The organism is Frondihabitans sp. PhB188, assembly GCF_003752365.1.
In the GTDB taxonomy this organism is placed as follows: Bacteria; Actinomycetota; Actinomycetes; order Actinomycetales; family Microbacteriaceae; genus Frondihabitans.
In genome coordinates, this window is the sequence record NZ_RJUO01000007.1 from 39,218 (window position 1) to 59,785 (window position 20,568).

At 64.1% G+C, this 20,568-nt stretch carries 18 protein-coding genes and 1 pseudogene; 10 read left to right on the top strand and 9 right to left on the bottom strand.

Features of this window, described 5'->3' with window-relative positions; translation table 11 throughout:
* The 5 genes from EDF46_RS18195 (at position 1) to EDF46_RS18210 (ending at position 3,500) form a co-directional block, all read left to right on the top strand.
* Positions 1-357, top strand: a complete 357-nt coding sequence (locus EDF46_RS18195) for a hypothetical protein (protein WP_148061303.1) — start codon at positions 1-3, stop codon at positions 355-357.
* Between the two features lie 420 nt (positions 358-777).
* The gene (locus EDF46_RS18200; protein WP_148061304.1) at positions 778-966 is read left to right on the top strand and encodes a hypothetical protein; all 189 of its coding nucleotides are present in this window, start codon (positions 778-780) and stop codon (positions 964-966) included.
* A gap of 315 nt (positions 967-1,281) precedes the next feature.
* Entirely contained in the window at positions 1,282-1,728 is a 447-nt protein-coding gene (locus EDF46_RS18205; RefSeq protein ID WP_148061305.1) for a hypothetical protein, read from the top strand.
* A gap of 121 nt (positions 1,729-1,849) precedes the next feature.
* Positions 1,850-2,302 (top strand): hypothetical protein, encoded by a 453-nt coding sequence (locus tag EDF46_RS17725; RefSeq protein WP_123507997.1) that lies wholly within the window; start codon positions 1,850-1,852, stop codon positions 2,300-2,302.
* A gap of 898 nt (positions 2,303-3,200) precedes the next feature.
* Positions 3,201-3,500 (top strand): hypothetical protein, encoded by a 300-nt coding sequence (locus tag EDF46_RS18210; RefSeq protein WP_148061306.1) that lies wholly within the window; start codon positions 3,201-3,203, stop codon positions 3,498-3,500.
* Positions 3,501-4,631: 1,131 nt separating this feature from the next.
* Here the strand turns inward: EDF46_RS18210 and EDF46_RS17730 are convergent.
* A complete protein-coding gene (locus EDF46_RS17730; RefSeq protein WP_148061307.1) occupies positions 4,632-5,105 on the bottom strand; it encodes a hypothetical protein in 474 nt (157 codons plus the stop codon).
* A 572-nt stretch (positions 5,106-5,677) separates the two neighbouring features.
* On the opposite strand from EDF46_RS17730, the gene EDF46_RS17735 reads away from it, so the two are divergent.
* Positions 5,678-6,121 carry a barstar family protein gene (locus tag EDF46_RS17735; protein ID WP_123508001.1) on the top strand — a complete coding sequence of 148 codons (444 nt, stop codon included), beginning with the start codon at positions 5,678-5,680 and terminating at the stop codon, positions 6,119-6,121.
* A gap of 421 nt (positions 6,122-6,542) precedes the next feature.
* On the top strand, positions 6,543-8,801 hold the full coding sequence (locus EDF46_RS17740) for an ATP-binding protein (RefSeq protein ID WP_123508003.1): 2,259 nt from the start codon (positions 6,543-6,545) through the stop codon (positions 8,799-8,801).
* A gap of 249 nt (positions 8,802-9,050) precedes the next feature.
* Here the strand turns inward: EDF46_RS17740 and EDF46_RS17745 are convergent, their stop codons facing one another.
* From EDF46_RS17745 to EDF46_RS17765, 5 genes are all read right to left on the bottom strand, one after another.
* A complete protein-coding gene (locus EDF46_RS17745) occupies positions 9,051-9,572 on the bottom strand; it encodes a glyceraldehyde 3-phosphate dehydrogenase NAD-binding domain-containing protein (protein WP_233580104.1) in 522 nt (173 codons plus the stop codon).
* Positions 9,573-9,708: 136 nt separating this feature from the next.
* Positions 9,709-11,553 (bottom strand): phosphoenolpyruvate carboxykinase (GTP), encoded by a 1,845-nt coding sequence (locus tag EDF46_RS17750; RefSeq protein ID WP_123508005.1) that lies wholly within the window; start codon positions 11,551-11,553, stop codon positions 9,709-9,711.
* 28 nt (positions 11,554-11,581) lie between these two features.
* Positions 11,582-12,622 carry a 1-phosphofructokinase family hexose kinase gene (locus EDF46_RS17755; RefSeq protein WP_123508007.1) on the bottom strand — a complete coding sequence of 347 codons (1,041 nt, stop codon included), beginning with the start codon at positions 12,620-12,622 and terminating at the stop codon, positions 11,582-11,584.
* Positions 12,619-13,560: a transketolase family protein gene (locus EDF46_RS17760; protein ID WP_123508009.1), complete on the bottom strand. Its 942-nt coding sequence runs from the start codon at positions 13,558-13,560 to the stop codon at positions 12,619-12,621. The genes EDF46_RS17755 and EDF46_RS17760 overlap by 4 nt, the downstream gene beginning before the upstream one ends.
* On the bottom strand, positions 13,557-14,465 hold the full coding sequence (locus EDF46_RS17765) for a transketolase (RefSeq protein ID WP_233580105.1): 909 nt from the start codon (positions 14,463-14,465) through the stop codon (positions 13,557-13,559). Before EDF46_RS17765 ends, EDF46_RS17760 begins: the two co-directional genes overlap by 4 nt.
* Positions 14,466-14,613: 148 nt before the next feature.
* On the opposite strand from EDF46_RS17765, the gene EDF46_RS17770 reads away from it, so the two are divergent.
* The 3 genes and pseudogenes from EDF46_RS17770 (at position 14,614) to EDF46_RS18215 (ending at position 16,159) form a co-directional block, all read left to right on the top strand.
* The gene (locus EDF46_RS17770) at positions 14,614-15,411 is read left to right on the top strand and encodes an IclR family transcriptional regulator (protein ID WP_123508013.1); all 798 of its coding nucleotides are present in this window, start codon (positions 14,614-14,616) and stop codon (positions 15,409-15,411) included.
* A pseudogene (locus tag EDF46_RS19000) lies at positions 15,398-15,553 on the top strand (helix-turn-helix domain-containing protein); the annotation flags it as partial. The gene EDF46_RS17770 and the pseudogene EDF46_RS19000, both read left to right, overlap by 14 nt.
* A gap of 81 nt (positions 15,554-15,634) precedes the next feature.
* Complete coding sequence (locus tag EDF46_RS18215) at positions 15,635-16,159, top strand: IclR family transcriptional regulator (protein ID WP_123508039.1); 525 nt, start codon at positions 15,635-15,637, stop codon at positions 16,157-16,159.
* Between the two features lie 75 nt (positions 16,160-16,234).
* Here the strand turns inward: EDF46_RS18215 and EDF46_RS17785 are convergent, their stop codons facing one another.
* Genes EDF46_RS17785 through iolB form a run of 3 tightly spaced genes read right to left on the bottom strand, consistent with a single transcriptional unit; the run spans position 16,235 to position 20,490 of the window.
* Positions 16,235-17,710 carry an NAD-dependent succinate-semialdehyde dehydrogenase gene (locus EDF46_RS17785; RefSeq protein WP_123508015.1) on the bottom strand — a complete coding sequence of 492 codons (1,476 nt, stop codon included), beginning with the start codon at positions 17,708-17,710 and terminating at the stop codon, positions 16,235-16,237.
* Between the two features lie 9 nt (positions 17,711-17,719).
* Positions 17,720-19,600: a 3D-(3,5/4)-trihydroxycyclohexane-1,2-dione acylhydrolase (decyclizing) gene (gene iolD / locus EDF46_RS17790; protein WP_123508017.1), complete on the bottom strand. Its 1,881-nt coding sequence runs from the start codon at positions 19,598-19,600 to the stop codon at positions 17,720-17,722.
* Positions 19,601-19,644: 44 nt separating this feature from the next.
* Positions 19,645-20,490, bottom strand: coding sequence for a 5-deoxy-glucuronate isomerase (gene iolB / locus EDF46_RS17795; RefSeq protein WP_123508019.1), 846 nt, complete (start codon positions 20,488-20,490; stop codon positions 19,645-19,647).
* Positions 20,491-20,568 lie beyond the last annotated feature (78 nt).

A 20,568-nucleotide genomic window follows, 5' to 3' on the forward strand; every position in this document is an offset into this window, starting at 1 on the left:
ATGGACGTCATGACGGCTGGTCAGCTCGGCCTCACCAAGGATGAGATGCACGTGTTGAAAGCTGGCGTCGGTGAATGGTGGGGATCAGCACGAGCCGACGACAGCCACGCAAGCGCGCTGGGCTATTCCTCGGCTGCACTCATGGAGAGCGACCTGGAGTATCTATGGACGGCCGTCAACGGTCCGGCGGCGCTACCAATCGACGCGTGGGCCCGAGTAATCGCATCGACTCGACTCGTGTCGACGGACAGAAACGCATCGGGGGAAGATTGGCCCTCGGTCACTGGCTTCGATCAAATTGAAACCGACGAGCTGCTCGCCTCCGTCGAAGCAAGAATTCAAGCCCACCGCCAATAGACGATGCACGTAGGACGTTCCCCTCCGACCGACGGCTCTCAAAGACGCGAGGACTACCTTTGCCTTCAATGAAGCCGCCTCGTCAGAAGACGCCTCTTAGCCGCCGCACTCGCGGGATACTTCTCCTTGTGATCGGCGCTCTCTTCACGGCTTTCGGCGTTGTTCAACTCACGCTCGGCACCCACAGGGTGCTTGGTGGTCCCGGGCATGCCCCGCTACCCTTCGGCATCTTCTTCATCGTCATGGGTGTGATTTTTCTGGCGCGAAGAACGCCCTGACCGGTGATGTCATCGAACCGAGCTCCCTCGCGTACCGGGCACGTTAAAGGTCCGGCGTACGTGCGGGCCGGAAGGACTTCCACATACGGATCACTGCCACCCACCCTTTGATGCAACCTGCACGCGAGCCTAGGATTCGCTCATGACGAAGCCGACCACCAAACTTCTCCTCATGGCGCTCATTGGTTTGCTGCTAATGGCCGTAGGCATCGTTGTTCTAGTCGTCTCACCGTCCGTGGGAGAGGCATGGAGCGGCCTCCTGCTCGCGGTTGGGGCGGCGGCGGCAGCCGTTGGCATTGTTCAGGCGATACGGACTCGGCACCGTTCATAGATCCGGCGACTGACCTTGACGCAAATCTCGTCCTTCGAGCCCCCGGGGCATAGCGGCAATTCGACTCCTCGACGAACGACTTACCGTCGACGTCACGGCGGCGGCAAGACCCTTGTGCTTGGCTCACCTCAGGGCGGCTAGCCTGCGTTTTCAAAAAGGGAAGTCAAACTCATGGGTGCATCCGTGCTTGGTTCGTACTGGTGGATTGTTCTCGTGGTCATCGCGGCCATCGTCGGCTACGCGATCTACAACTCAATCAAACACACGGACCGATAACACCTGCGTCCCCTTGGCGCCGGAGGGAGGCCCACACCCATGACGGCAGAATCAGAAGTAATCCTGGCTCCTCGTTCGATCCGCGTCCTGAACTTCTGTATTTTCGTTTTCTTGGTGATGATCTGTGTATTCATCGCGGTCTATCCGCCGATCCGTGTCGTGCAAACAGTGATCGCCGGCGTGGCCGCAGCAGTCGCCCTCACTGCTTCGATCAGGGTCCTTCGGTCTGGCTATGTGCTCACCCCGTCCACTCTCAGAGTCAGAGGGCTGCTCGTCACATCATCAATCCCCAAGCATGAGATCGCCTCGTTTCCCACGGCCGGCGTCGTCGAGCGTCACGACCATTGGGGTGGGACGACAAATGTCGGCACGGTGATGTTTCGCGAGGATCGACTCGGACGTCAGGAACGCCAGATCGCCCTCAGTCGACTACGAGCATGGCTTGCTACAAGCGCCACTGGCGAACCGGGGGATCCACCAAGCTAGAGGCAGCCAAGGCAAAAGCTAGTTCCGGCCACCGCCGCCAGTCTCCCTTCGCCAGGAGCAAAGACAACGGCAATGACGAGGGAGTTGGGTGGCACTCGTGAACACAGATAGCGGGGTCCCCGTGCCAGATATCGTCCTGGAGCAGCTTCGCTTCACGAAGTGGGTCGGTGTCGGAGGCAGCGTCGTCATCGCCCTGGCCGGGGTGATGTTTCTCTGGGCCGGAACAACCATCTCACCCGGCTGGCCCTGGTATGCCTTCGGCATCATCGCCATAGCTTTCGGAATCGTTGCAACCATTCGCACTCCCCGGGCACGAGTCACCCTGAGCGACGACCACATGACTGTCTTCGGCCAGTTCTGGTCCCGGACCGTGCCACGGCGTGCAATCACATCGATCACGCCATGGCCATTCATCAAATGGACCGACTCTCACGGACGCAAACACTCCACCCCGGTCACCGTCCTCAACGCGCGAGGGGCGCTACCCAAATTCGCTCAGCACGCACTCGACGGTCGACGAACTCTGCACAAGTGGGCGGGCGTCGGCGGCGACTACCTCGACGACGCACGCTAACCGTTCCTCTGCGATCGCCGCCCAGGCCGCGCGGTAGCCGTCTGTCTTACGGGCGCCGAAGTGAATGAACTTAAGCCTCAATTTGATTGCGCTCGTTCACTAATACAAGGCCCTGATGCGACTCGCTTATAGGTGGAGCCTGCCAGCCTCCGACTCTTCGCCGGCCAGTAGTTGTGCTGTCTCGTCTAGGGCGAGCAGCAAGCGAGCTGGTGGGCTGTCGTATCTACGATCATGGGGTCTGACATCTACAGATGTAGGTGAACCGGATCGGTGACGTTCCCGTGGTCGCACCCATCGTCTGTGTCGGCGGAATGCCACGCCAGTTGGTACCTCTTCCGAGCAAGAACCTTTCCCAACGTGTTCTTTGCAGTGACCGTGATCGCTGCCGGTTCAGCTGTTCCCACGTCGAACACCCATACGCGCGGCCTGCTGCTTGAGAAATCGAGGAAGACCGGCACGAAGGTGGCATTCGCAGTGCCCGCGGAGCCCGAAGAGCTTTGGGATGCCGGGCCGGGGCCAGGCGTTGCTTCCCCTGTGCGAGGCGCCGTCACGCACGGCTCGTCGCTGGCGCACACCTGCAACACAGCAACATCGGTGGCGTTGCCGGATATTTTCACCGTGACCGTCGGAGCCACCGCGTACGCCGCACACCCCGTGACCTGTTGGAAACCGTGCGTTGCCGCCGCGATCACCACCATGATGGCCGCGGCTGCTAACCCCACCCCTACAAGCGGCGCCACTCCCCCAGGCTTCATATCCCGATCCTGACACGTCCTACCGGACAGGACTCTAACAATCCCGCATCACAAGCCCCGGCCCGTGCCTGTAGTGGTGCTCAGCCGGAACTCACGTGTTCCACTAGAAGAGAGGAACAGCCCTGGGAGAGGAGACGACCTACGTGACGACTTTCTTTTCCGTACACAGCGACCAGAAGCAAGTATGGATTGCAGCTCAAGAAGGAAGCGGCGATCATCACGTCCTCGTCTGGGTGGCAAACGACGGCACATGGCGACGGAACATCGGCCTTGAGCAAGACTTCTACGCCTTTGTACGTGACCTCATTTTTCAAGAAATATCTTCCCAGGATTCAATCACTCGGCTTCCAACTTGGCCCGAACTTGATCGCGAGAAGGCCGCGTGGCTGCTCACTCTTCTCCAGCAGGAGCAGCCTGTTAGCTCTGCTGAACTCGGCTTATAGAAGGGCAAAGAAGCCGAAGTGCTGGTGTGCGAACTGCGCTCGCCTACGGGAAGCCGTTTCGACAGATAGTCTCGGCGAATGCTGGTGCTGTGCAGGCTCATGGGAAGGGAAAGCCAAGTGATGAATGACGCGTCCGAGTTTTGCGGCTCGACCATTGATCTGCCCGACCTGCATGTCGTCACGTGTGGTGCGCCAGCCGGGTTAGTACATGAAGAACGTCAAGGATCCGTGCCCCGCGCCGACGGGACAGGGGCCAGCATTGTGTTCTGGTCCGCCCAGGAATTCCGAGTCGAAACCGTTTCATTCCCTAACGACTAGCACTTCCTGACGATCCGGCAGACACCGTTTCCGTGCCGTAAGAGGTTCGGCTTGCGGGCACCTTGCGGTGCCACCAATCTGAGCGACCAGATGGGTAGTGTCAGCCGTAGCGAATCGAGACACATCGAGTCCACCGCGCACCGGCTCGCCAAAGCGCACTCGTCGCTTCTATGCATGGCCCTAATCCGCCGCCGACGTTGGAGAAGAACTGTCTAGACCATTCAAAAACTCGCAACCACGCGTCATCGCAATCGCATTCTGGTTGTACCTCTTAGCCGCCCTAGTGCATCTGGCAGCTGAAATCGTAGTGGCCGCGAATGTCCGGGAGCTCATTGCAGACACCAACGCCGACGTCGCTCAACGGGGACAAACGAGCAGCGTCGTCGACCAGGTTGAAGCGTTAACTACGCCCTTGATCATGGGTGGGCTCGTCCTAGGCTTGCTATTAGTCGCGGGACTAGTTGTCTTTGACCTCTTCATGCGGCAGGGCGCGAATTGGGCTCGGATCGTTCTGATTGCCCTCACCGTTCTCTCGCTGGGCAGCATCACTCACACCCATGGGCTGGGAACACTGTTCGCTGCTATTTCGGTCACCGCCGCCGTCCTTACAGTCCTGCGACCGTCGAGTACGTATTTCCGCGCTACAAGTGCACAGCTAGGAACCGAACCCCACTCGGCACCGGGACCTTAACCGCCCTCGAGCTCGAAGTCCGACAAAGCCTTGCTTCACATCACGCGCCGTTTGCTACCTCGGGGCCCCGCACGGATGAGCCAAACTCGATATAGCCATCCGTGTGCTCGCAGAGGGTTCGGCTAAGGAATCGTGGGCTCCAGCTCGATGGTGGTCAGAGCCGAAATTGGCATTTCCACTATGAGGAGTGGGTATTGGCGATAGTCGACCGGCCAGGTGGCCGCGAAGCTTTCGAAGTGTTTCCGGACGGCCGGCACTTGTGTTCCGTCGATGGTTAGCGCGGCTTCGATTTCGTGGGTTGCGGCAGCCCGTTCCTCGATGTCATCGAAGAATTCTCTGCCAATATTTGTGCCGAGGAACGCCGCAAGACGGTCATCCGTCAGGCACTTGAACAGCGACGCGATGCGCGAACTCTGGTAGTCGGTGACGCGTCCGTGGAAAACGACATGGTCGACCTGAACTGCCAAGAGAGCCCCGTTTCGGGCGCCCACCCAGCAGTGCATCCGGTCGCCAGATGAGTGCACCTCGACGTCCTCGATCCAACCAACAGCCCGGTAAGGCGTCGGGAGCGATGCATCCGATATCAATTTGTCCATGGTTGAGTCCCCCATCGCAGGATCGCCGCGTCATTTCGCTCTAGCCGGAAAAACCATTGTCCGTTGGGCGTTCCCTCCCGACGGCCGGCCAGGCTGCGCAGAAGCCGTTCTTTACTGGACTCGATGCGCATGGGCAATAAAAAAAAACCCCTGGCTCTCAGCATCAGACAGCTAGGCGTTCACCTTCGCCGACGGAGGAAGGCTCGTGCGGCCAGGAACCAGAGATAAGCCACGCCTGCCAGGAGGACACAGCTTAAAGGTCGAACAGGGAATCCCCCGGCTGTGGTTTGAGTGCCGAACGGTGTGAAGATTCCGAGCAAACAGAGGATGAGAATGAAAAGGCCTACAAAAAAGACGGGCCAGGGTTGAGGCCGGTTCTGCTGATCGCTCAAAGCAGTTCCCTTTCATCGAACGGAGCGATCCTAGACCTGACTCGGGCCGTCGCCTGAGAGGGGGTTCGGTCACTGCTCTCCGACGTACGTCATAAAAGGCTCGAGCCGCACGCTGAGGGTTCCTGCACGCTTCTATCCAGACTTTTCCTGCCCGGGCATCTGCCCGGATACCTTTGAGGTATGCCCGCCTGGACAACCAAGGAGACCTTTGGGAACCCCATCGACTTCGACATAGCTCGCAACGGCTTCCACCTCACAATCTCCGACCGCGATCAACGGGAGCACACACTTACGTGGCTCCAAGATCACGGGTATCGACTCGTCCGCTTCGACGCCAGTCTGTGGGCCGACGAGCCCGACATGCTTACTGAAATCGGAACAGCGCTGGACTTCCCGGATTACTACGGCGTGAACCTCGATGCTCTCAACGATTGCCTGAGCGATGTGGCCGAACACGATTACGGCTGGAAGGGGGACGAGATCGGACTTGTTTTGGTAGTGACCGCTTTTGAAGCATTCCACAGGGTGGCTCCGAAAGCGGCGTCCTCTTTACTAAGTATTCTCGCCGGCCAGAGTCTCTACGCCGCCTTGTTCGGGAACCGAATTTTGACCATCACTTCCTGATCCCGGACTCCTAAGCACGATTAAAATTCACTTTCACGCAGCTCCACGTGTCCCATAACCAAAGTGTGCCAAAACGCATGGGAATTAGGAGCGTCGGAGCTAGGTAGGCCTGTTCCTGCTGGGCTGGCGGCCAGTTCCACGCCGCCCGCGTCGGTGTCGAGCTGGAGTCTTAGACCGCGTCTCGAAGGGCATCTAAGAAGCCAATCCCGACTCTAGATCGACATTCTGACGGTCCATACCTAACGTCCATTTGAGGCACTCCTCAACTAATTACGCCTGCCTGGTCAAACGGAATGGGATGAGTCGGGGCCTGAGGCCCCGTTTTGGGTGTAGATGCCGAATGTCTCCGGCCCTAGCGTTTTGAAAAAGGACTATGCCGCATCCAGCCGGCCAGAAGTGACGAATAGGGGGAATCGGTTCGATGCCGTTCACCCTTTCCACGATCCCGCCGCATTCTGATGGTGAAGGCTCGCTCTGCCTTGGTGTCGAACGCGGCGTCGTTGCCATCATCAGCGTCGTAGGGGTTCTCCTGGCGCTCCTCGCCGTCCCCGATTTCCTCCACGATCACCTACCCACAACGGCCGCGTGGATGCTGGAGTCTCTCGTGTTTGGGGTGCTTCAGATAGCGGCGCCTCCGCTCGCGCTGGCGAAAAGGGCAGCTCCTGCGGCTGTGTGGCTATGGGTTTCGGTTGGCGCGAACGTGGCCCTCCTCTTGTTCGAGCCCTTCATTCTCAAAGACCCTTTGCCTGATGGGGCAACGCCATGGTTGCTATCCATGACCTTGATCGGGTTCGGTTGCGTAGCCGTCGCCGAGAAACGCCCGCGTCGTGCCGCGGTGATCAGCCTTGGCATAACGGCTGCGCTCACCGCCGTTTACGCGGGCCGGATACCGGCCAGTCACAGCGTCATCGATGGGGTGGGCTTCGCCCTGTTGTCGTGCAGTCTCGTCGCGGGGATGAAGGTCCTCCGGGCTCGAGCTGACCGGGCCGACAAAGTTGAACACAAAGCTCAACTCTCATTCGAAGCCAAGAACCGGCACGAGGCTCTGGAGAAAGAACGCACCGCCACGGACTCGCTCCTGCATGATTCTGTCCTCGCAACACTTCTCTCCGCCGCCGGCGGCGAAACCCCGGGCCGCGCCCACAGCATGGCCGCTTCAGCGCTGCAGATCATTTCGGACACCGATGACCACCCGGTCATGCACGCCCCCACCGTGAAGTGGCAGGACGCAGTCGCGAAACGACGGCACGAGTGGGACATGTTCCGCCCACACGCACTCATTGACCTGTCGGCTGAACTCGACGTTGTGTTGCCACCAGCGTCGGCGGACGCACTCCTTGCCGCTGCCCTTCAAGCGCTGACCAACAGTGTCACCCACGCCGGCCCCGTGTCCCGCCGCACCGCCACCGCCACGGTGTTGCCCGACGGCGGAGTTGAGATCACAGTTTCCGACAACGGGAAAGGGTTCAACGCCTCCGCAATTTCCGAAGAACGCCTCGGGGTGCGGGTATCAATTCTGGAAAACGTTCACCAAGCCGGAGGCGCAGCTCACATCCGATCCGTCCCGGGCGAGGGCACAACCGTCACCCTGCGCTGGCAACCCCCGACACGCTCGCCCTCCCCCGACGATAACGCCAAACCACCGCGCATTGCTCTCATCCCACAACACCAGATGCTCCGCATCCTGTCGGCGGTAATGATCATGGCGATCCTGACCGCGATCTCCGAAACAGCATTGTTCTCCCGCGCCGTCGGCCCCCTGATCGCCGCCGGTATTGGGCTCATTCTGCTGCCAGCCCTCCTCCGAGGCGCAAAAACAGGGACCATGAGTGGCCGAACCGCATGGGGCATCGCCACCGGCGGCATCCTCCTGTGCTGCACCGCCACCATCGGCCTTAACCCCCACAAGGTCGATGCCGGATCGATCTACTGGTACACCTGCGGCATCCTCGCCGGAGCCGTCATCGTCTGGACCACCGGCCACCGCGCCCCACCTATCGTTACCGTCGCCTTCCAGCTCACCCAGATCACTCTGTGGGCTGGGCCCACCGGGGCCATCCGGTTAGGGTTTGCCGCGGAGATCGTCCTCGTCATTGCGGGCCTCATGATGCGGCGCGCCATCCAACGCGTCAGCGCCGCCGCCGATATCTCCGCCGCCACCCAACGAACCCTCACCCTCCACCAGGCACAGCTGGACGCATTTCACCTCGAGCGCCGAGCCCGCCTGCACCACACCCGCACCGACGCCGCCCCCATGCTCCGCCACATCATCGACCAGCACGGCGTCCTCGATCAGGCAAGCCGGACCGAGTGCCGTGTCCTTGAACAAGCGCTGCGCGATGAAATTCGTGGACGACACCTGTTGAACCCGACCATGCGCGACGCCATCTCCGCCCACAGGCGTCGGGGAGCCCACGTTCAAGTCCTCGACGACGGCGGACTCGACAACTACGACCCCGACACCCTGAACGTGCTCATCGACAACGCCGCCTCACAAATCGAACCATTGCACTCAGCCCGCATCGTCCTCCGCACGGGAAGCCTTGACACCGACACCGCCATCACAATCGTTGCCTCCACCCCCGACGAAACTGCCGCCGCCCTAGGCCTCGATGACGATGACGACGTCGACCTCTGGGTCACCATCCCCCGCCCAGCCCAAGTCACGCTCGCCGCATAAACACCCACGGCCCCTCCCACACGAAGACACCCGCTAGGCACCTCAATACGAGCCCGCACCTGACAGTGGTCTCGTGGCTGCTGAACTCGCCACGCCATCTCTAGGCCCTCACGCGGATCTGACGCAAATCAGGCCGATCGAACCTAGAGCGGCACTAGCTTCACTCATCCACAATGCCGCGTTGGGCTGTACCCCAGAGCGACACCAGGTCCAAGCCAGAGGGCGAAGGGGGGCACGTTTGTCGCCCGCTCAGTAGGAAAGTATTCGCCCGGGTAAACGCTCGCTGGGCAACTTGCTCGGCCGCTCGAGGTAGATACGGCCTCGCCGGGCGCTCGTGGGCCCATGAGGGAGCCCCCGACGGCGACGCAAACTGGAGGAACGCCGACGCCGAGGGCCCGTGAGGTGGATGCAGTTCTCGACGTCGATCGTGATCGTTCCGTCGAAGGGCCCGTTGACGGAGTCGCGGTGGAGCAGACTGGCCCGGTTAACGAGATCCCCCTCTTCTCCGCCCCGGACGACGATCGCGCGCAGCCGCAAGCCGCTTCCGGCCCCCTCGTGCGAGACGAGGATTCGAGCAATCAGGCGGCCGATCCGGCCGAAACCGTAGAGGACAACGTCGGTGACGAGAAGCTCCGACCGGGGCGAATCGATGATCTCGGCGAGCTCGACCTCGAGGAAGGCGGCAAGGTCCGCTCCGGCCGGTCGTCCGCGGAACGAGTTCACCAACGCTGCCGCGTCGATCGCGGCGGGGCGGAGTTCGAGCGCGGACATCTTCGTTCTTCAGCCGACGACCGTGGATCGAGGTCACGACGCTATGGTTGCGGTAAAACGCCCCGATCAGCGGAATCATCGCCTCCGCGATCTCCTTTGGCCGCTCAATCTGTCCGTTTATGACCTCCGACGAAGCTCATCGGAGTTCCTCGAGACGACCGCGGAGTTGCGCGAGGCGGCTGCTCATCTCGAGCGGCAGACGCTCGCCGAAGGTCGCGAACAGACGGTCGATCTGATCTGTCTCGGCTAGCCACAACTCCGGGTCCACGTCGAAGAGATCGACGAGGTCGGCGTCTTCGAGGCCGAGGCCGGCGACGTCCAGGGCTCCAGTGCGAGGGAGGCCGCCGAGCGGTGTCCAGTCGACGGCCGCCGCCCCCTGCAGGCGATCGACGATCCACTCGACGACACGGATGTTGTCGCCGAAGCCCGGCCAGACGTACTTCCCGGCCGCGTTCTTTTTGAACCAGTTGACGCGGAAGATCCGTGGCGCGTTCTCGCCGAGGGCTTCGCCGATGCGCAACCAGTGTGTCCAGTGGTCGGCCATGTTGTAGCCGCAGAACGGCAGCATCGCGAATGGGTCGTGGCGCAGGATCCCGACGGGCCCCTCAGCCGCCGCGGTCTGCTCGCTCGAAGTGGTCGCTCCGAAGAAGACCCCGTGCTCCCAGTCCTCCGCCTCGGCGACGAGGGGCACGTTCGTGGCGCGACGACCGCCGAAGACGATCGCGTCGATCGGGACGCCGTCCCGGCTGTCCCAGTCGTCCGAGATCGTCGGGCACTGGTCGGCCGCGACCGTGAAGCGAGCGTTCGGATGGGCGGCCGGCGTGCCGGTCTCCGGCGTCCAGGCCTTACCCTGCCAATCGATCAGGTTTCTGGGCGCCTCGGGCGTGAGCCCCTCCCACCACACATCCCCCTCGCGCGTCAGAGCGACGTTGGTGAAAATCGTGCCCGAGCGAATGGTCGAGATGGCGGCCGGGTTCGTGTCCGCGCCGGTGCCGGGGGCCACCCCGAAGAAGCCCGCCTCGGGATTGATCGCCCAGAGGCGACCGTCCTCGCCGCGGCGGAGCCAGGCGATATCGTCGCCGATGGTCTCCACGATCCAACCGGGTCGTGTGGGCGACATCATCGCGAAGTTCGTCTTGCCGCACGCCGATGGGAACGCCGCGGCGAGGTGGTAAGTGTGGCCGTCGGGGCTGGTGACCTTGATGAGGAGCATGTGCTCGGCGAGCCAGCCTTCCTCGTGAGCCATCGACGACGCGATGCGGAGGGCGAAGCATTTCTTGGCCAGGAGGGCGTTGCCGCCGTAACCCGAGCCGTAAGACCAGATCTCCCGGGTCTCCGGGAAGTGGGCGATGATCTTCGTCTCGTTGGACGGCCACGCGACGTCAGGTAGGCGGGCCCCTGACGGCGTGCATAGGGGCATGCCGACCGTGTGCAGTGCGGGGACCCAGCGAGCACCGGCGTCGATCTCGTGGAGGATGGGGCGGCCCATGCGGGTCATGATCCTGGTCGACACGACGACGTAGGGCGAGTCGGTGAGCTGGACGCCGATCTGCGAGATCGCGCCCCCCAGGGGCCCCATGGAGAATGGGACGACGTAGAGGGTTCGCCCGCTCATGCTCCCCGTGAATCGTGCGTCGAGTTCGCGCCGCATCTCGTTTGGTGCACGCCAGTTGTTCGTCGGCCCGGCGTCCTCCTGATCGGCCGAGCAGATGAAGGTGCGGTCTTCGACGCGGGCCACGTCCGACGGAGTACTGCGGGCGAGGTAGCTGTCGGGGCGAAGATCATGGTTAAGGGCGATGAGCGCGCCCGAGGCCGTCATCTCGGCGAGGAGACGCGCGCGTTCCTCCTCGGAGCCGTCGCACCAAAGGATGACGTCGGGCTGCGTGAGCGCGGCGAAATTCGCGACCCAGGCGTCGAGCGCTGCCCGGCCGGTGTGCGCTGCTTCCTCGGTGGCGAAGTCGGTGAGAACGGTGTCGGTCATGGGAGCCTCGTCTGATCGGTGGAGCGGGTCAGTGACGGATCAACCCGGGGGTCGACCGCTTCGTTCGAAGAGTGATGTCGGGAAGATCGGCGAGGCGGCTCGGTGTCGCCGCGGCGACCTGCACTGTCAGCGCGCCCCAGGAGGCCGCTCGTCGGAGGCCGGCGTGGTGCTCCGCGGGCTGCCCCGCGCAGACACTGAGGTAGCCGGCAAGAGCGGCGTCGCCGGCGCCCGTCGTGTTGACGGCGTCGACGACGGCCGAAGAGACTGCGATGACGTCGTCGTCCGGGCCGATTCGGAGGAGGCCGGCAGAACCGAGACTGACGAGCACGGTGCGCACTCCGAGCCGTTGGACCTCCTGCGCTGCGCGGACGATCTCGTCGTGGGTCGTGAGCGACCTGCCGACGAGTTCCGCTAGCTCCTCCAGGTTCGGCTTGATCAGGTCGACCGGCTGCAGAGGCTGGAGCGCGGCACGGAGGAACGGCCCCGCCGTGTCGACGGCGACCATCACCCCGCTCGTGTGTGCGGCCGTGACGAGTGGCAGGAGGTCGACGGTCGTGCCTGTCCCCTCGTCGAGAGGCAGAGCCCCCGCGAGGACCAGCCAGCTCGCGCCGATTTCCTGGAGGGCACGGACAGTGGCGACACAGAGCATCTCCCACTCGTCGGACGAAAGGGCTTGCGGCGCCTGGTTCACATTCGTCGTCGTACCATCCGACGTGATCAGGACGGCGTTGGTTCTGGTCGGCTTGCGGACCGGGACCGGCCGGAAGCACGAGCGGTCCGGGTCGTCGCCGACCAGACCGTCCCGCTCGCATGGCCGAAGGGGGAACACGGCCCGGGTCACAGCTCCCCCGAGCCGAAGGCAACGGCTGATGTTGATGCCCTTTCCTGCAAGGAACGCTGCGGTGGAGATGGCGCGGTTCACTCCGCCCACCTCGAGACCGTCGAGTTGGTACACGCGGTCGACGGTCGGCGCCGGGGTCAGCGTCACGACCCTGCTTCGACCGACACGCTGACCACCGACACGCTGAACATCGGCGACGAGGTTCAGCTCGTCGATCAGCGAGATCATGCCGGTGCGAGGACTTCGAGTCCGGCTAGGACCCGGGCCGCGACCTTCTCGGCGGAGAGCCCGTACTTCTCGAGCAGGAAGTCGTTCGGCCCGGATTCGGCCCAGCCATCGGCGAGTCCGATGCGGTCGAGGCGGGCGCCGAGCCCGCGGGACGTCACGACTTCGCTGACCAGGTCGCCGAGGCCGCCCACGACGGAGTGCTCTTCGACGGTGAAGATTTGGCGGGCGTCGCCGATCAGCGCGGAGAGCGCGTCGGTGTCGACGGGTTTGAGCGTGGGTAGGTGGACATGGGCGAAGGAGCGCCCCTGTGCCCGCAGCTGGTCGAGGGCGTCGACCGTGCGCGATGTCTGAACGCCCGTGGAGACGACGACAGCGTCGTTTCCCTCCGCCAGCGAGACAGGTGCGCCCATGACGAATTCGTATGTCTCGTCGAAAACCTCGGTCACGGCGTCGCGAGCGAGGCGCAGGTACACCGGCCCGTCGTAGTTGGCGGCCCACTCGATGACCGCCCGGAGCTCGTGCTCGTCGGCGGGAGCCAGGACGGTCATGTTCGGCAGAGCGCGCATGACGGCGAGGTCTTCGAGATCCTGATGTGTCTTGCCACTGGCTCCGTTGAGGAGCCCGGAGTAAGCCGCCGCGAGACGGACCGGCGCTTTGGTCTGCGACACCAGCATGCGGACCTGGTCAAGGGCGCGGTTGGTCAGGAAGACGCCGAACGACGACAGCCAGGGACGGAAACCGAGCGTGCTCATCCCGAACGCCATACCCACCATGTTTTGTTCGGCGATTCCGGCCTGGATGAATCGATCGGGGTGCGCCTCGGCGAAGATATCCGCGCGTGTGGAGCTGGCGAGGTCGCCGTCGATGACGAGGATGCGGTCATCCGTCTCGGCCAGCTTCGTGAGGGTCTCGCCCCACACGACTCGTTGTGCCTTCATGCCAGGGCCTCCGCTTTGTCGGTGTCACTGATGTCGATGGCGTCGCCAAGTTCGTGGCGCGCGGTGGCGAGCTGCTCGGGCGTCGGGACGCCGTTGTGCCATTTGAATGTGGCCTGCGTGTAGGAGAGCCCGTACCCCTTGATCGTGCTGGCGATGATCGCCGTCGGCTTGCCCGAGGCGCCGCGGTACGACTCGGCCTCGTCGTAGGCGGCCAGGATCTCGCCGTAGTCGTGCCCGTCGATCTCGATGGTGTTCCAGCCGAATCCGCGGAACACGGCGGGGAGGTCGACGTGGCCCATCGGCTCGCTCCGGTCGAAGCGGTCGGTGGCCGAGGCCGGCCAGCCGTACTGCTGGAGTCCGTTGAGGTCGACGATGGCGGTCAGGTTGTCGAGACCGTACCGAGGGGCGCAGATGACGGTCTCCCAGACCATGCCCTCTTCGATCTCGCCGTCGCCGAGGACAACCCAGGTGTGGAAGTCCTTTCCGAGCTTCTTGGCAGCGATGGCCATGCCCGAGGCTGCCGATAGACCCTGACCGAGCGAGCCCGTCGAGGAGTCGACGCCGGGCGTCAGCTTCATGTCGGGGTGCCCTTGAAGACGGGAGTCGCCGTGGTCGAACGTGGCGAGTTCTTCGACGGGAAAGTATCCGCGGAGCGCGAGGACCGAGTACAGGCCGATGGCGCAGTGCCCCTTCGACAGGATGAAACGGTCACGATCGGGGTTCGCCGGTTCGGCAGGATCGATGTTCATCTGGTGGAAATACAGCGCGACCATGAGGTCCATGGCGGACAATGGCCCACCCACGTGCCCAGCCTTGCTGGAGGTCACCGTCTCGATGACCTTCAGTCGCCCTTGGCGTGCGATCGCCGCCAATTCTTCGACGTTCTTCGCGTCATTGCGATTCACTATCGCTCCTTCTGCTCACAACCCGTGGTCTTACTTCGGTCACTACGATCAATCTATCGCGCAGTGAACGGTGTGTCTATTACGTGAGATAAACAAGCCGTACGATCTCTTGATCTTGAGAGTGTCCACCCTGTGAGAAGATGACCGGATGAGCGAAGAGGTCGACATCGACGACGGCCGCGACATCATGTCAAAGGCCGGCGCCGTCGTCGCAGCTCTCGAGACGGCGGGCGAACTGACCGCCGCGCAACTCGCGGAACTGGTCGACGAACCCGTCAGCTCGACCTACCGTCTGTTGCAGAACCTCGCGACGATCGGGTGGATCGAACCAGGATCATCCCGGGGCCGCTTCCGACTCGGCGTCTTCTTCATCCGCGTGGGCGCTCAGCTCGAAGACAGCATCGACGTCCGCCGGGCCGCACTCCCCGAACTCCGGAAGCTTCGCGGCGAAACCGGCTGGACGAGCTTTCTCTGCTACAGGCGAGGCAGGCGAGGCGTCTGCGTGGAACGGATCGACGGCTCGAACGTCCGCTCCCTCGCCATGCAGATCGGCGACTCTCTCCCTCTCTACGCGGGCGCCGCCCCCCAAGCCCTTTTCGCGTTCCTGCCCCAGGCGGAGCAGCATGCGCTTCTCGATTCTTTCCAGGCCGATCGCGAGCCGCGTCGATTCCCCGTGCCGTCGCGCGACCTTCTCGAACGCACCCTCGAGAAGACCCGGGACCACGGCTACGCCCGATCGGTCGAGGACGTCACCCTGGGCATCGCAGCGTTCGCCACGCCCGTCTTCAACCACCGCGGCGAGCTGGCGGCGGCGATCTCGGTTAGCGGCCTGGCGAATTCCCTCCTCGCCGACGAGCCGCGCATCGTCAGACTCCTTCGAGAAGCCGCGGCGACCACCAGCGCCCGCCTGGGCTTCCTGGAAGGGGCAGCGGTTGCCGCCTCGTAAACCGATTCGGGTTCTGGCGAACTCCACCGACATCATCCAGGCCCTCTCCGAGCGGGGCTCCCTGAGCCCCGCCGAACTGGCCGAGATCGTAGGCGTCCCTCGACCGACGGCGTATCGCCTGATCAGCGGGCTCAATTCGGTCGGACTTACCGAGACGGGCGCCGACTCCCGGGTCTCCCTCAACCTCCGCTGGCTCCACCTAGCGGATTCTGCACTCGCCGCCATGACGGAGTGGAACGCTTCGCGCGAGATCCTGGACGATCTGGTGGAGGCGACCGAGCAGACCGCGTTTCTCTCGGTCCCTCGCGAAAACGAAGCGGTCTGCATCGACTGGGCCCCCGGTCGCGGAATCGGCGTCTTGATTCTGAAGCCGGGCCGGACCCTGCCTTACTACGCGGGTGCTGCCGGTCGCACGATGCTCGCCTTCGGGCAGGAGTCCGAGGCGTACCTGGCAAAGGCTCCGTTTGCTCGGCTCACACCGAGCACGCTGGTGACGGCCGACGAGCTCCGCGTGGACATCGGTCGGACCCGAGTGCTCGGCTACGCATTCTCGGATGAGGACGCGACAGTGGGAATCGGGGCTCTCGGCATGCCGATCCGTTCGAGTGCCGGCCAGCTTCTCGGCTGCGTGTCCATCGGCGGACTCGCCGGCGACATGCACGCGCACCGTGACGACTTCCTCGCGGCTCTCGGCGACGCCGCTCGTCGCCTTGCCGAGCATGCGACGACACAGGGGCGCCGGGCCTGATCGGCCCGGCGCCCCTTCGCCCCTCCGCCCCGCCCGGAGGCGTGTTCACTGGCAGGCAGGCTTACGCGTCGCGCGTCACCAGTCGACGGCGATGTACTGGCTCTCCATGTACTCCAGCATCCCCTCGGCGCCGCCCTCGCGGCCGATGCCGGACTGCTTCATTCCGCCGAAGGGCGCCGCAGGATCGGAGACAAGACCCCGGTTGAGACCGACCATGCCCGACTCCAGCTTCTCGCTGACGCGGAGCCCGCGCCCGACGTCCTGCGTGTAAAGGTAGGACACCAACCCGTACTGCGTCGCGTTGGCGAGGCGGATCGCCTCTTCCTCCGTCTCGAAGGTGACGATCGGCGCAACCGGGCCGAAGATCTCCTCCTCGAGGATGAGCGCGTCGTTCGGCACGTCGACCAGGACCGTCGCCGGGTAGAAGTAGCCGTCACCGTCGGGCGCTGTGCCCCCGGTCAGGACGCGTGCCCCCTGAGCCGTAGCGCCGTCGACCAGGCCTGCGATGTCGTCGCGGGCCTTCGCGTTGACCATCGGGCCGAGCTGGACCGACGAGTCGTGACCCGAGCCGATGGTGAGCTTGCCCATCTCCTCCGTCAGGCGCTCTGAGAAGCGCTCGGCGATCCCGGACTGGACGTAGAACCGGTTGGCCGCAGTGCAGGCCTCGCCGCCGTTGCGCATCTTGGCGATCATGGCGCCGCTGATGGCGGACTCCAGGTCGGCGTCGTCGAAAACGAGGAACGGGGCGTTGCCGCCGAGCTCCATCGACGAGTTGACGACGTTGTCGGCCGCCAGGCGCATGAGCGTGACGCCGACCTCGGTCGATCCGGTGAACGACAGTTTGCGGACGCGCGGGTCGTGGACCATCTCCTCGACCACGGGCCCGCTGCGGCGACTCGTCACTACGTTCAGGACACCGGCGGGCAGGCCCGACTCCTCGAAGATCGCGGCGATCGCCAGCGCGGTCAGCGGGGTATCGCTCGCCGGCTTCAGGATCGCCGTGCACCCGGCAGCCAGGGCAGGACCGATCTTGCGCGTTGCCATGGCCGCGGGGAAGTTCCACGGGGTGACGAGGACGGCGATGCCGATCGGGTGGTGCGTGACGAGGATCCGGTTCGCGCCCGAGGGGGCGGTCTGGAATGCTCCCGGGATCCTGACGGCCTCTTCGGCGTACCAGCGGAGGAACTCTGCCGCGTAGAGCACCTCGCCTCTCGCGTCCGCGAAGATCTTCCCGTTCTCCGCGACGATCAGCGAGGCGAGGTCGTCGGCGCGCTCGATCATCAGGTTGAACGCACTGAGCAGGATCGAGGATCGCTTGCGAGGTGCCGTCGCCGCCCAGTCCGCGGCTGCGTCGGCCGCCGCGTTCACGGCTGCTTTCGCGTCGTCGACGGTGCCGTTCGCGACACTGGTGAGAATTGAGCCGTCCGCCGGGTCGATGACGTCGAAGCGGCCGCCGTCCATCGCGTCCCTCGTGATCCCGCCGATGATGAGCCCGGTCGGGACCGCGTCGATGATCGCGGAGATGCTCTTGGTTGTATCCGTGATGGTCATGTCGTCCTCCTAGAGGTAGAGCTTCTGAGCGGCTTTGTTGGTCTCGTAGACCTCGCGGGCCTGCTGGCTCGACGGGAGGGTCGAGACCTCGGCCACGGGGACGTCCCACCAGGCGCCGGATCCGCCGAAGCGACCCTGTGCATCCACCTGGACGTAGACGACGCTGGTGCCGTCGTAGGCCTTCGCGTCGTCGAGGGTGGTGCGGAGACCTGCCGCGGTGGAGGCCGAGAAGACCTCGGCGCCGTAGCTCTTGGCGTTGGCGACGAAGTCGACCTCAAGGCGGGCTCCGTCGTGGCGGAGGGCCTCACCGCGCTCGTTGAAGCGGGTGCCGAAGGTCTGCGATCCGAGGGTCTCGGACAGAGCGGCGATCGAGCCGAAGCCGTAGTTGTCGACGATGACCACGGTCATGTGGAGGTGCTCCTGCACGGCCGTCATGATCTCCTGCGCCATCATCAGGTACGAACCGTCGCCCACCAGGACGAAGACGCGCCGGTCGGGGGCAGCGATCTGTGCGCCGACACCGCCGGCGACCTCGTAGCCCATGCACGAGTTGCCGTACTCCATGTCGTAGCCCTTCGGGGTGCCGGGCCTCCAGAGGCGGTGCAGGTCGCCGGGCATCGATCCGGCTGCGGCCACGACCACGTCCTCCTTGGCGGCGGCGGCATTGACGAGCCCGATCATTTCGGCCTGCGAGAGAGTCGGACCGTCGACGACTTTGATGATGCGGTCGATCTCGTCGCGCCATTCGGCGACGGCGGCTTCGGTGGACTTCCGCTCGGCTGCGGGTACGGCGTAGTCGCCGAGCAGCTCGAGGAGCTCGGTGAGCGTCTCGCGGGCGTCGCCGACGAGCGGGATCGCGGACTCTTTGAGCGCGTCGATCTCGGCGACGTTGATGTTGACGAATTTGACGTCGGGGTTCTTGAACATGGTGTTCGAGGCCGTCGTGAAGTCGGTGTAGCGGGTTCCGATCCCGATGACGACGTCGGCCTCGTTCGCACGCGTGTTGGCGTAGGCGGAACCGGACGAGCCGAGTGCGCCGAGCGCCAGGCTGTGCCCGTGGGGCATGCTCGCCTTGCCCGCCTGGGTCACCCCGACGCCGATTCCGGTCTTCTGTGCGAAGGCCACCAAGGCGTTTGTCGCCTCGGAGTAGACGACTCCGCCACCCGCGATGATGACCGGCTTGGACGCCGCTTTGATCACGTCGACGGCGCGCTGGAGCGCCGCCGTGTCGGCGCGGTTGCGGGCGACGTGCCAAACGCGTTTCGCGAAGAGCGACTCCGGGAAGTCGTAGGCCTCGGCCTGGACGTCCTGCGGAAGAGCGATCGTGACCGCACCGGTGTCGGCCGGGCTGGTCAGGACGCGCATGGCCTCGAGCAGTGCCGGCGCCAAAGCTTCCGGGCGGTTGATCCGGTCGAAGTAACGGGAGACGGCCCGGAACGAGTCGTTGGCCGTGACGTCCATCGCGTAGGGGTGCTCCTGCTGCTGCAGGACCGCGCCGGTCGAGCGCGTTGCGAAGGCGTCGCTCGGGAACAGCAGCACGGGGATGTGGTTGACCGTGGCGGTCCCGGCGCCGGTCACCATGTTCGTGGCACCCGGTCCGATGGACGTCGACACCGCGAGGGCGCCGAGACGGTTCTTCATCTTCGCGTAACCGGTCGCGATGTGGACCATGCCCTGCTCGTTGCGGCCCTGGAAATACCGGAACTCGTCCTGATACTGCAGGAGAGCCTGCCCGAGCCCGGCCACGTTGCCGTGGCCGAAGATGCCGAACGCTCCGCCGAAGAAGAGCTCCTCGGCGCCATCGCGCTCGACGTACTGGACCTTCAAGAATTCGACGATCGCTTGGCCGACGGTCAGTCGGCGAGTGGGAACCGTGGTGTCGTGCGCCATTGCAGCTTCCTGTTCTGAGTGTTCTGAGGTGTCGGAGAGACCGGTTAGGCGGTCGGGTACTGGGGAACGAAGGGGACACGGTCGTCGACGGCCAGGTCGTCCCACTTGGCCTGGGCGCCGGCGAAGACGGGATCCTGCCGTGCCTGGAGCGTTCGGGCGGGAGCGGGACCGGCGAGGACATTCAGGTAGTAGAGGTCTTGATCGTGCGCCGCGACCGTCGTGTGATAACCCCACGGCAGCAGGCAGATGTCGCCGTCGCGTACCGGGACGTCGAGTTCGAACGACCGCTCCGGACTGTAGACACGCTGGAGGGCCCAGCCGTTCTCGGAGTCGCGCAGTCGGTAGTAGTAGATCTCTTCCAACTGGGCCTCGCCGTCTTCGTCGTGCTCGTGCTTGTGAGGGGGGTAGCTCGACCAGTTTCCGCCCGGGGTGTACACCTCGACGACGTGCAGGCGGTCGGCCGGGAAGTCCGGAGACATAGGAGTTGCGACCTGGCGGGTTGCCGTCCCGGCGCCACGAGCCTGCAGGGGCAGGTCGGCCGGAGTGACCAGCACCACGTCGTGCTTTTCGGTGGCGGGCGAGGTAGCGATCGCCAGTTCGGCGCCGTCTGTGGCGTTGATCGTGACGGTCGAGCCCAGCGGTACGTAGAGGGTGTGACCAAGGCCGTCGAAGACCGTCGAACGGCCGCCGAACTCGTAGGTGGTGCCGTCGACGTCCGCCGTGAAGTCGCCGGAGAGGTTGACGAGTGCGCGCTCGACGCCGTCCGAATCGAGAACGAGCTTCTCGCCGCGCTCGAAGACTCTGACCTCGAAGGTGATGAACTCCCATCCTGCGATCTCGGGGGTGATGACACCCCAGTCGTTCTTCTTCAGAACCTGCGGATCGGTCATGGCGTTCCTTTCTTTGGCGGCGCCTTCGCTGGTGCCTCATTCACTGTATCGCGTTTTATCATTTACTGGACGAATGGT

Excerpts from the sequence above, each read along its gene's own strand:
- EDF46_RS17755 (WP_123508007.1), bottom strand. The coding sequence starts at position 12,622 with ATGATCTCGCTGATCGACGAGCTGAACCTCGTCGCCGATGTTCAGCGT.
- EDF46_RS18205 (WP_148061305.1), top strand. The coding sequence starts at position 1,282 with ATGACGGCAGAATCAGAAGTAATCCTGGCTCCTCGTTCGATCCGCGTC.
- iolD (WP_123508017.1), bottom strand. The coding sequence starts at position 19,600 with ATGGCGCACGACACCACGGTTCCCACTCGCCGACTGACCGTCGGCCAA.
- EDF46_RS17760 (WP_123508009.1), bottom strand. The coding sequence starts at position 13,560 with ATGAAGGCACAACGAGTCGTGTGGGGCGAGACCCTCACGAAGCTGGCC.
- EDF46_RS18195 (WP_148061303.1), top strand. The coding sequence starts at position 1 with ATGGACGTCATGACGGCTGGTCAGCTCGGCCTCACCAAGGATGAGATG.
- EDF46_RS18215 (WP_123508039.1), top strand. The coding sequence starts at position 15,635 with ATGACGGAGTGGAACGCTTCGCGCGAGATCCTGGACGATCTGGTGGAG.
- EDF46_RS18200 (WP_148061304.1), top strand. The coding sequence starts at position 778 with ATGACGAAGCCGACCACCAAACTTCTCCTCATGGCGCTCATTGGTTTG.
- EDF46_RS17735 (WP_123508001.1), top strand. The coding sequence starts at position 5,678 with ATGCCCGCCTGGACAACCAAGGAGACCTTTGGGAACCCCATCGACTTC.
- EDF46_RS17770 (WP_123508013.1), top strand. The coding sequence starts at position 14,614 with ATGAGCGAAGAGGTCGACATCGACGACGGCCGCGACATCATGTCAAAG.
- EDF46_RS17745 (WP_233580104.1), bottom strand. The coding sequence starts at position 9,572 with ATGTCCGCGCTCGAACTCCGCCCCGCCGCGATCGACGCGGCAGCGTTG.
- EDF46_RS17785 (WP_123508015.1), bottom strand. The coding sequence starts at position 17,710 with ATGACCATCACGGATACAACCAAGAGCATCTCCGCGATCATCGACGCG.
- EDF46_RS17730 (WP_148061307.1), bottom strand. The coding sequence starts at position 5,105 with ATGGACAAATTGATATCGGATGCATCGCTCCCGACGCCTTACCGGGCT.
- EDF46_RS17750 (WP_123508005.1), bottom strand. The coding sequence starts at position 11,553 with ATGACCGACACCGTTCTCACCGACTTCGCCACCGAGGAAGCAGCGCAC.
- iolB (WP_123508019.1), bottom strand. The coding sequence starts at position 20,490 with ATGACCGATCCGCAGGTTCTGAAGAAGAACGACTGGGGTGTCATCACC.
- EDF46_RS17740 (WP_123508003.1), top strand. The coding sequence starts at position 6,543 with ATGCCGTTCACCCTTTCCACGATCCCGCCGCATTCTGATGGTGAAGGC.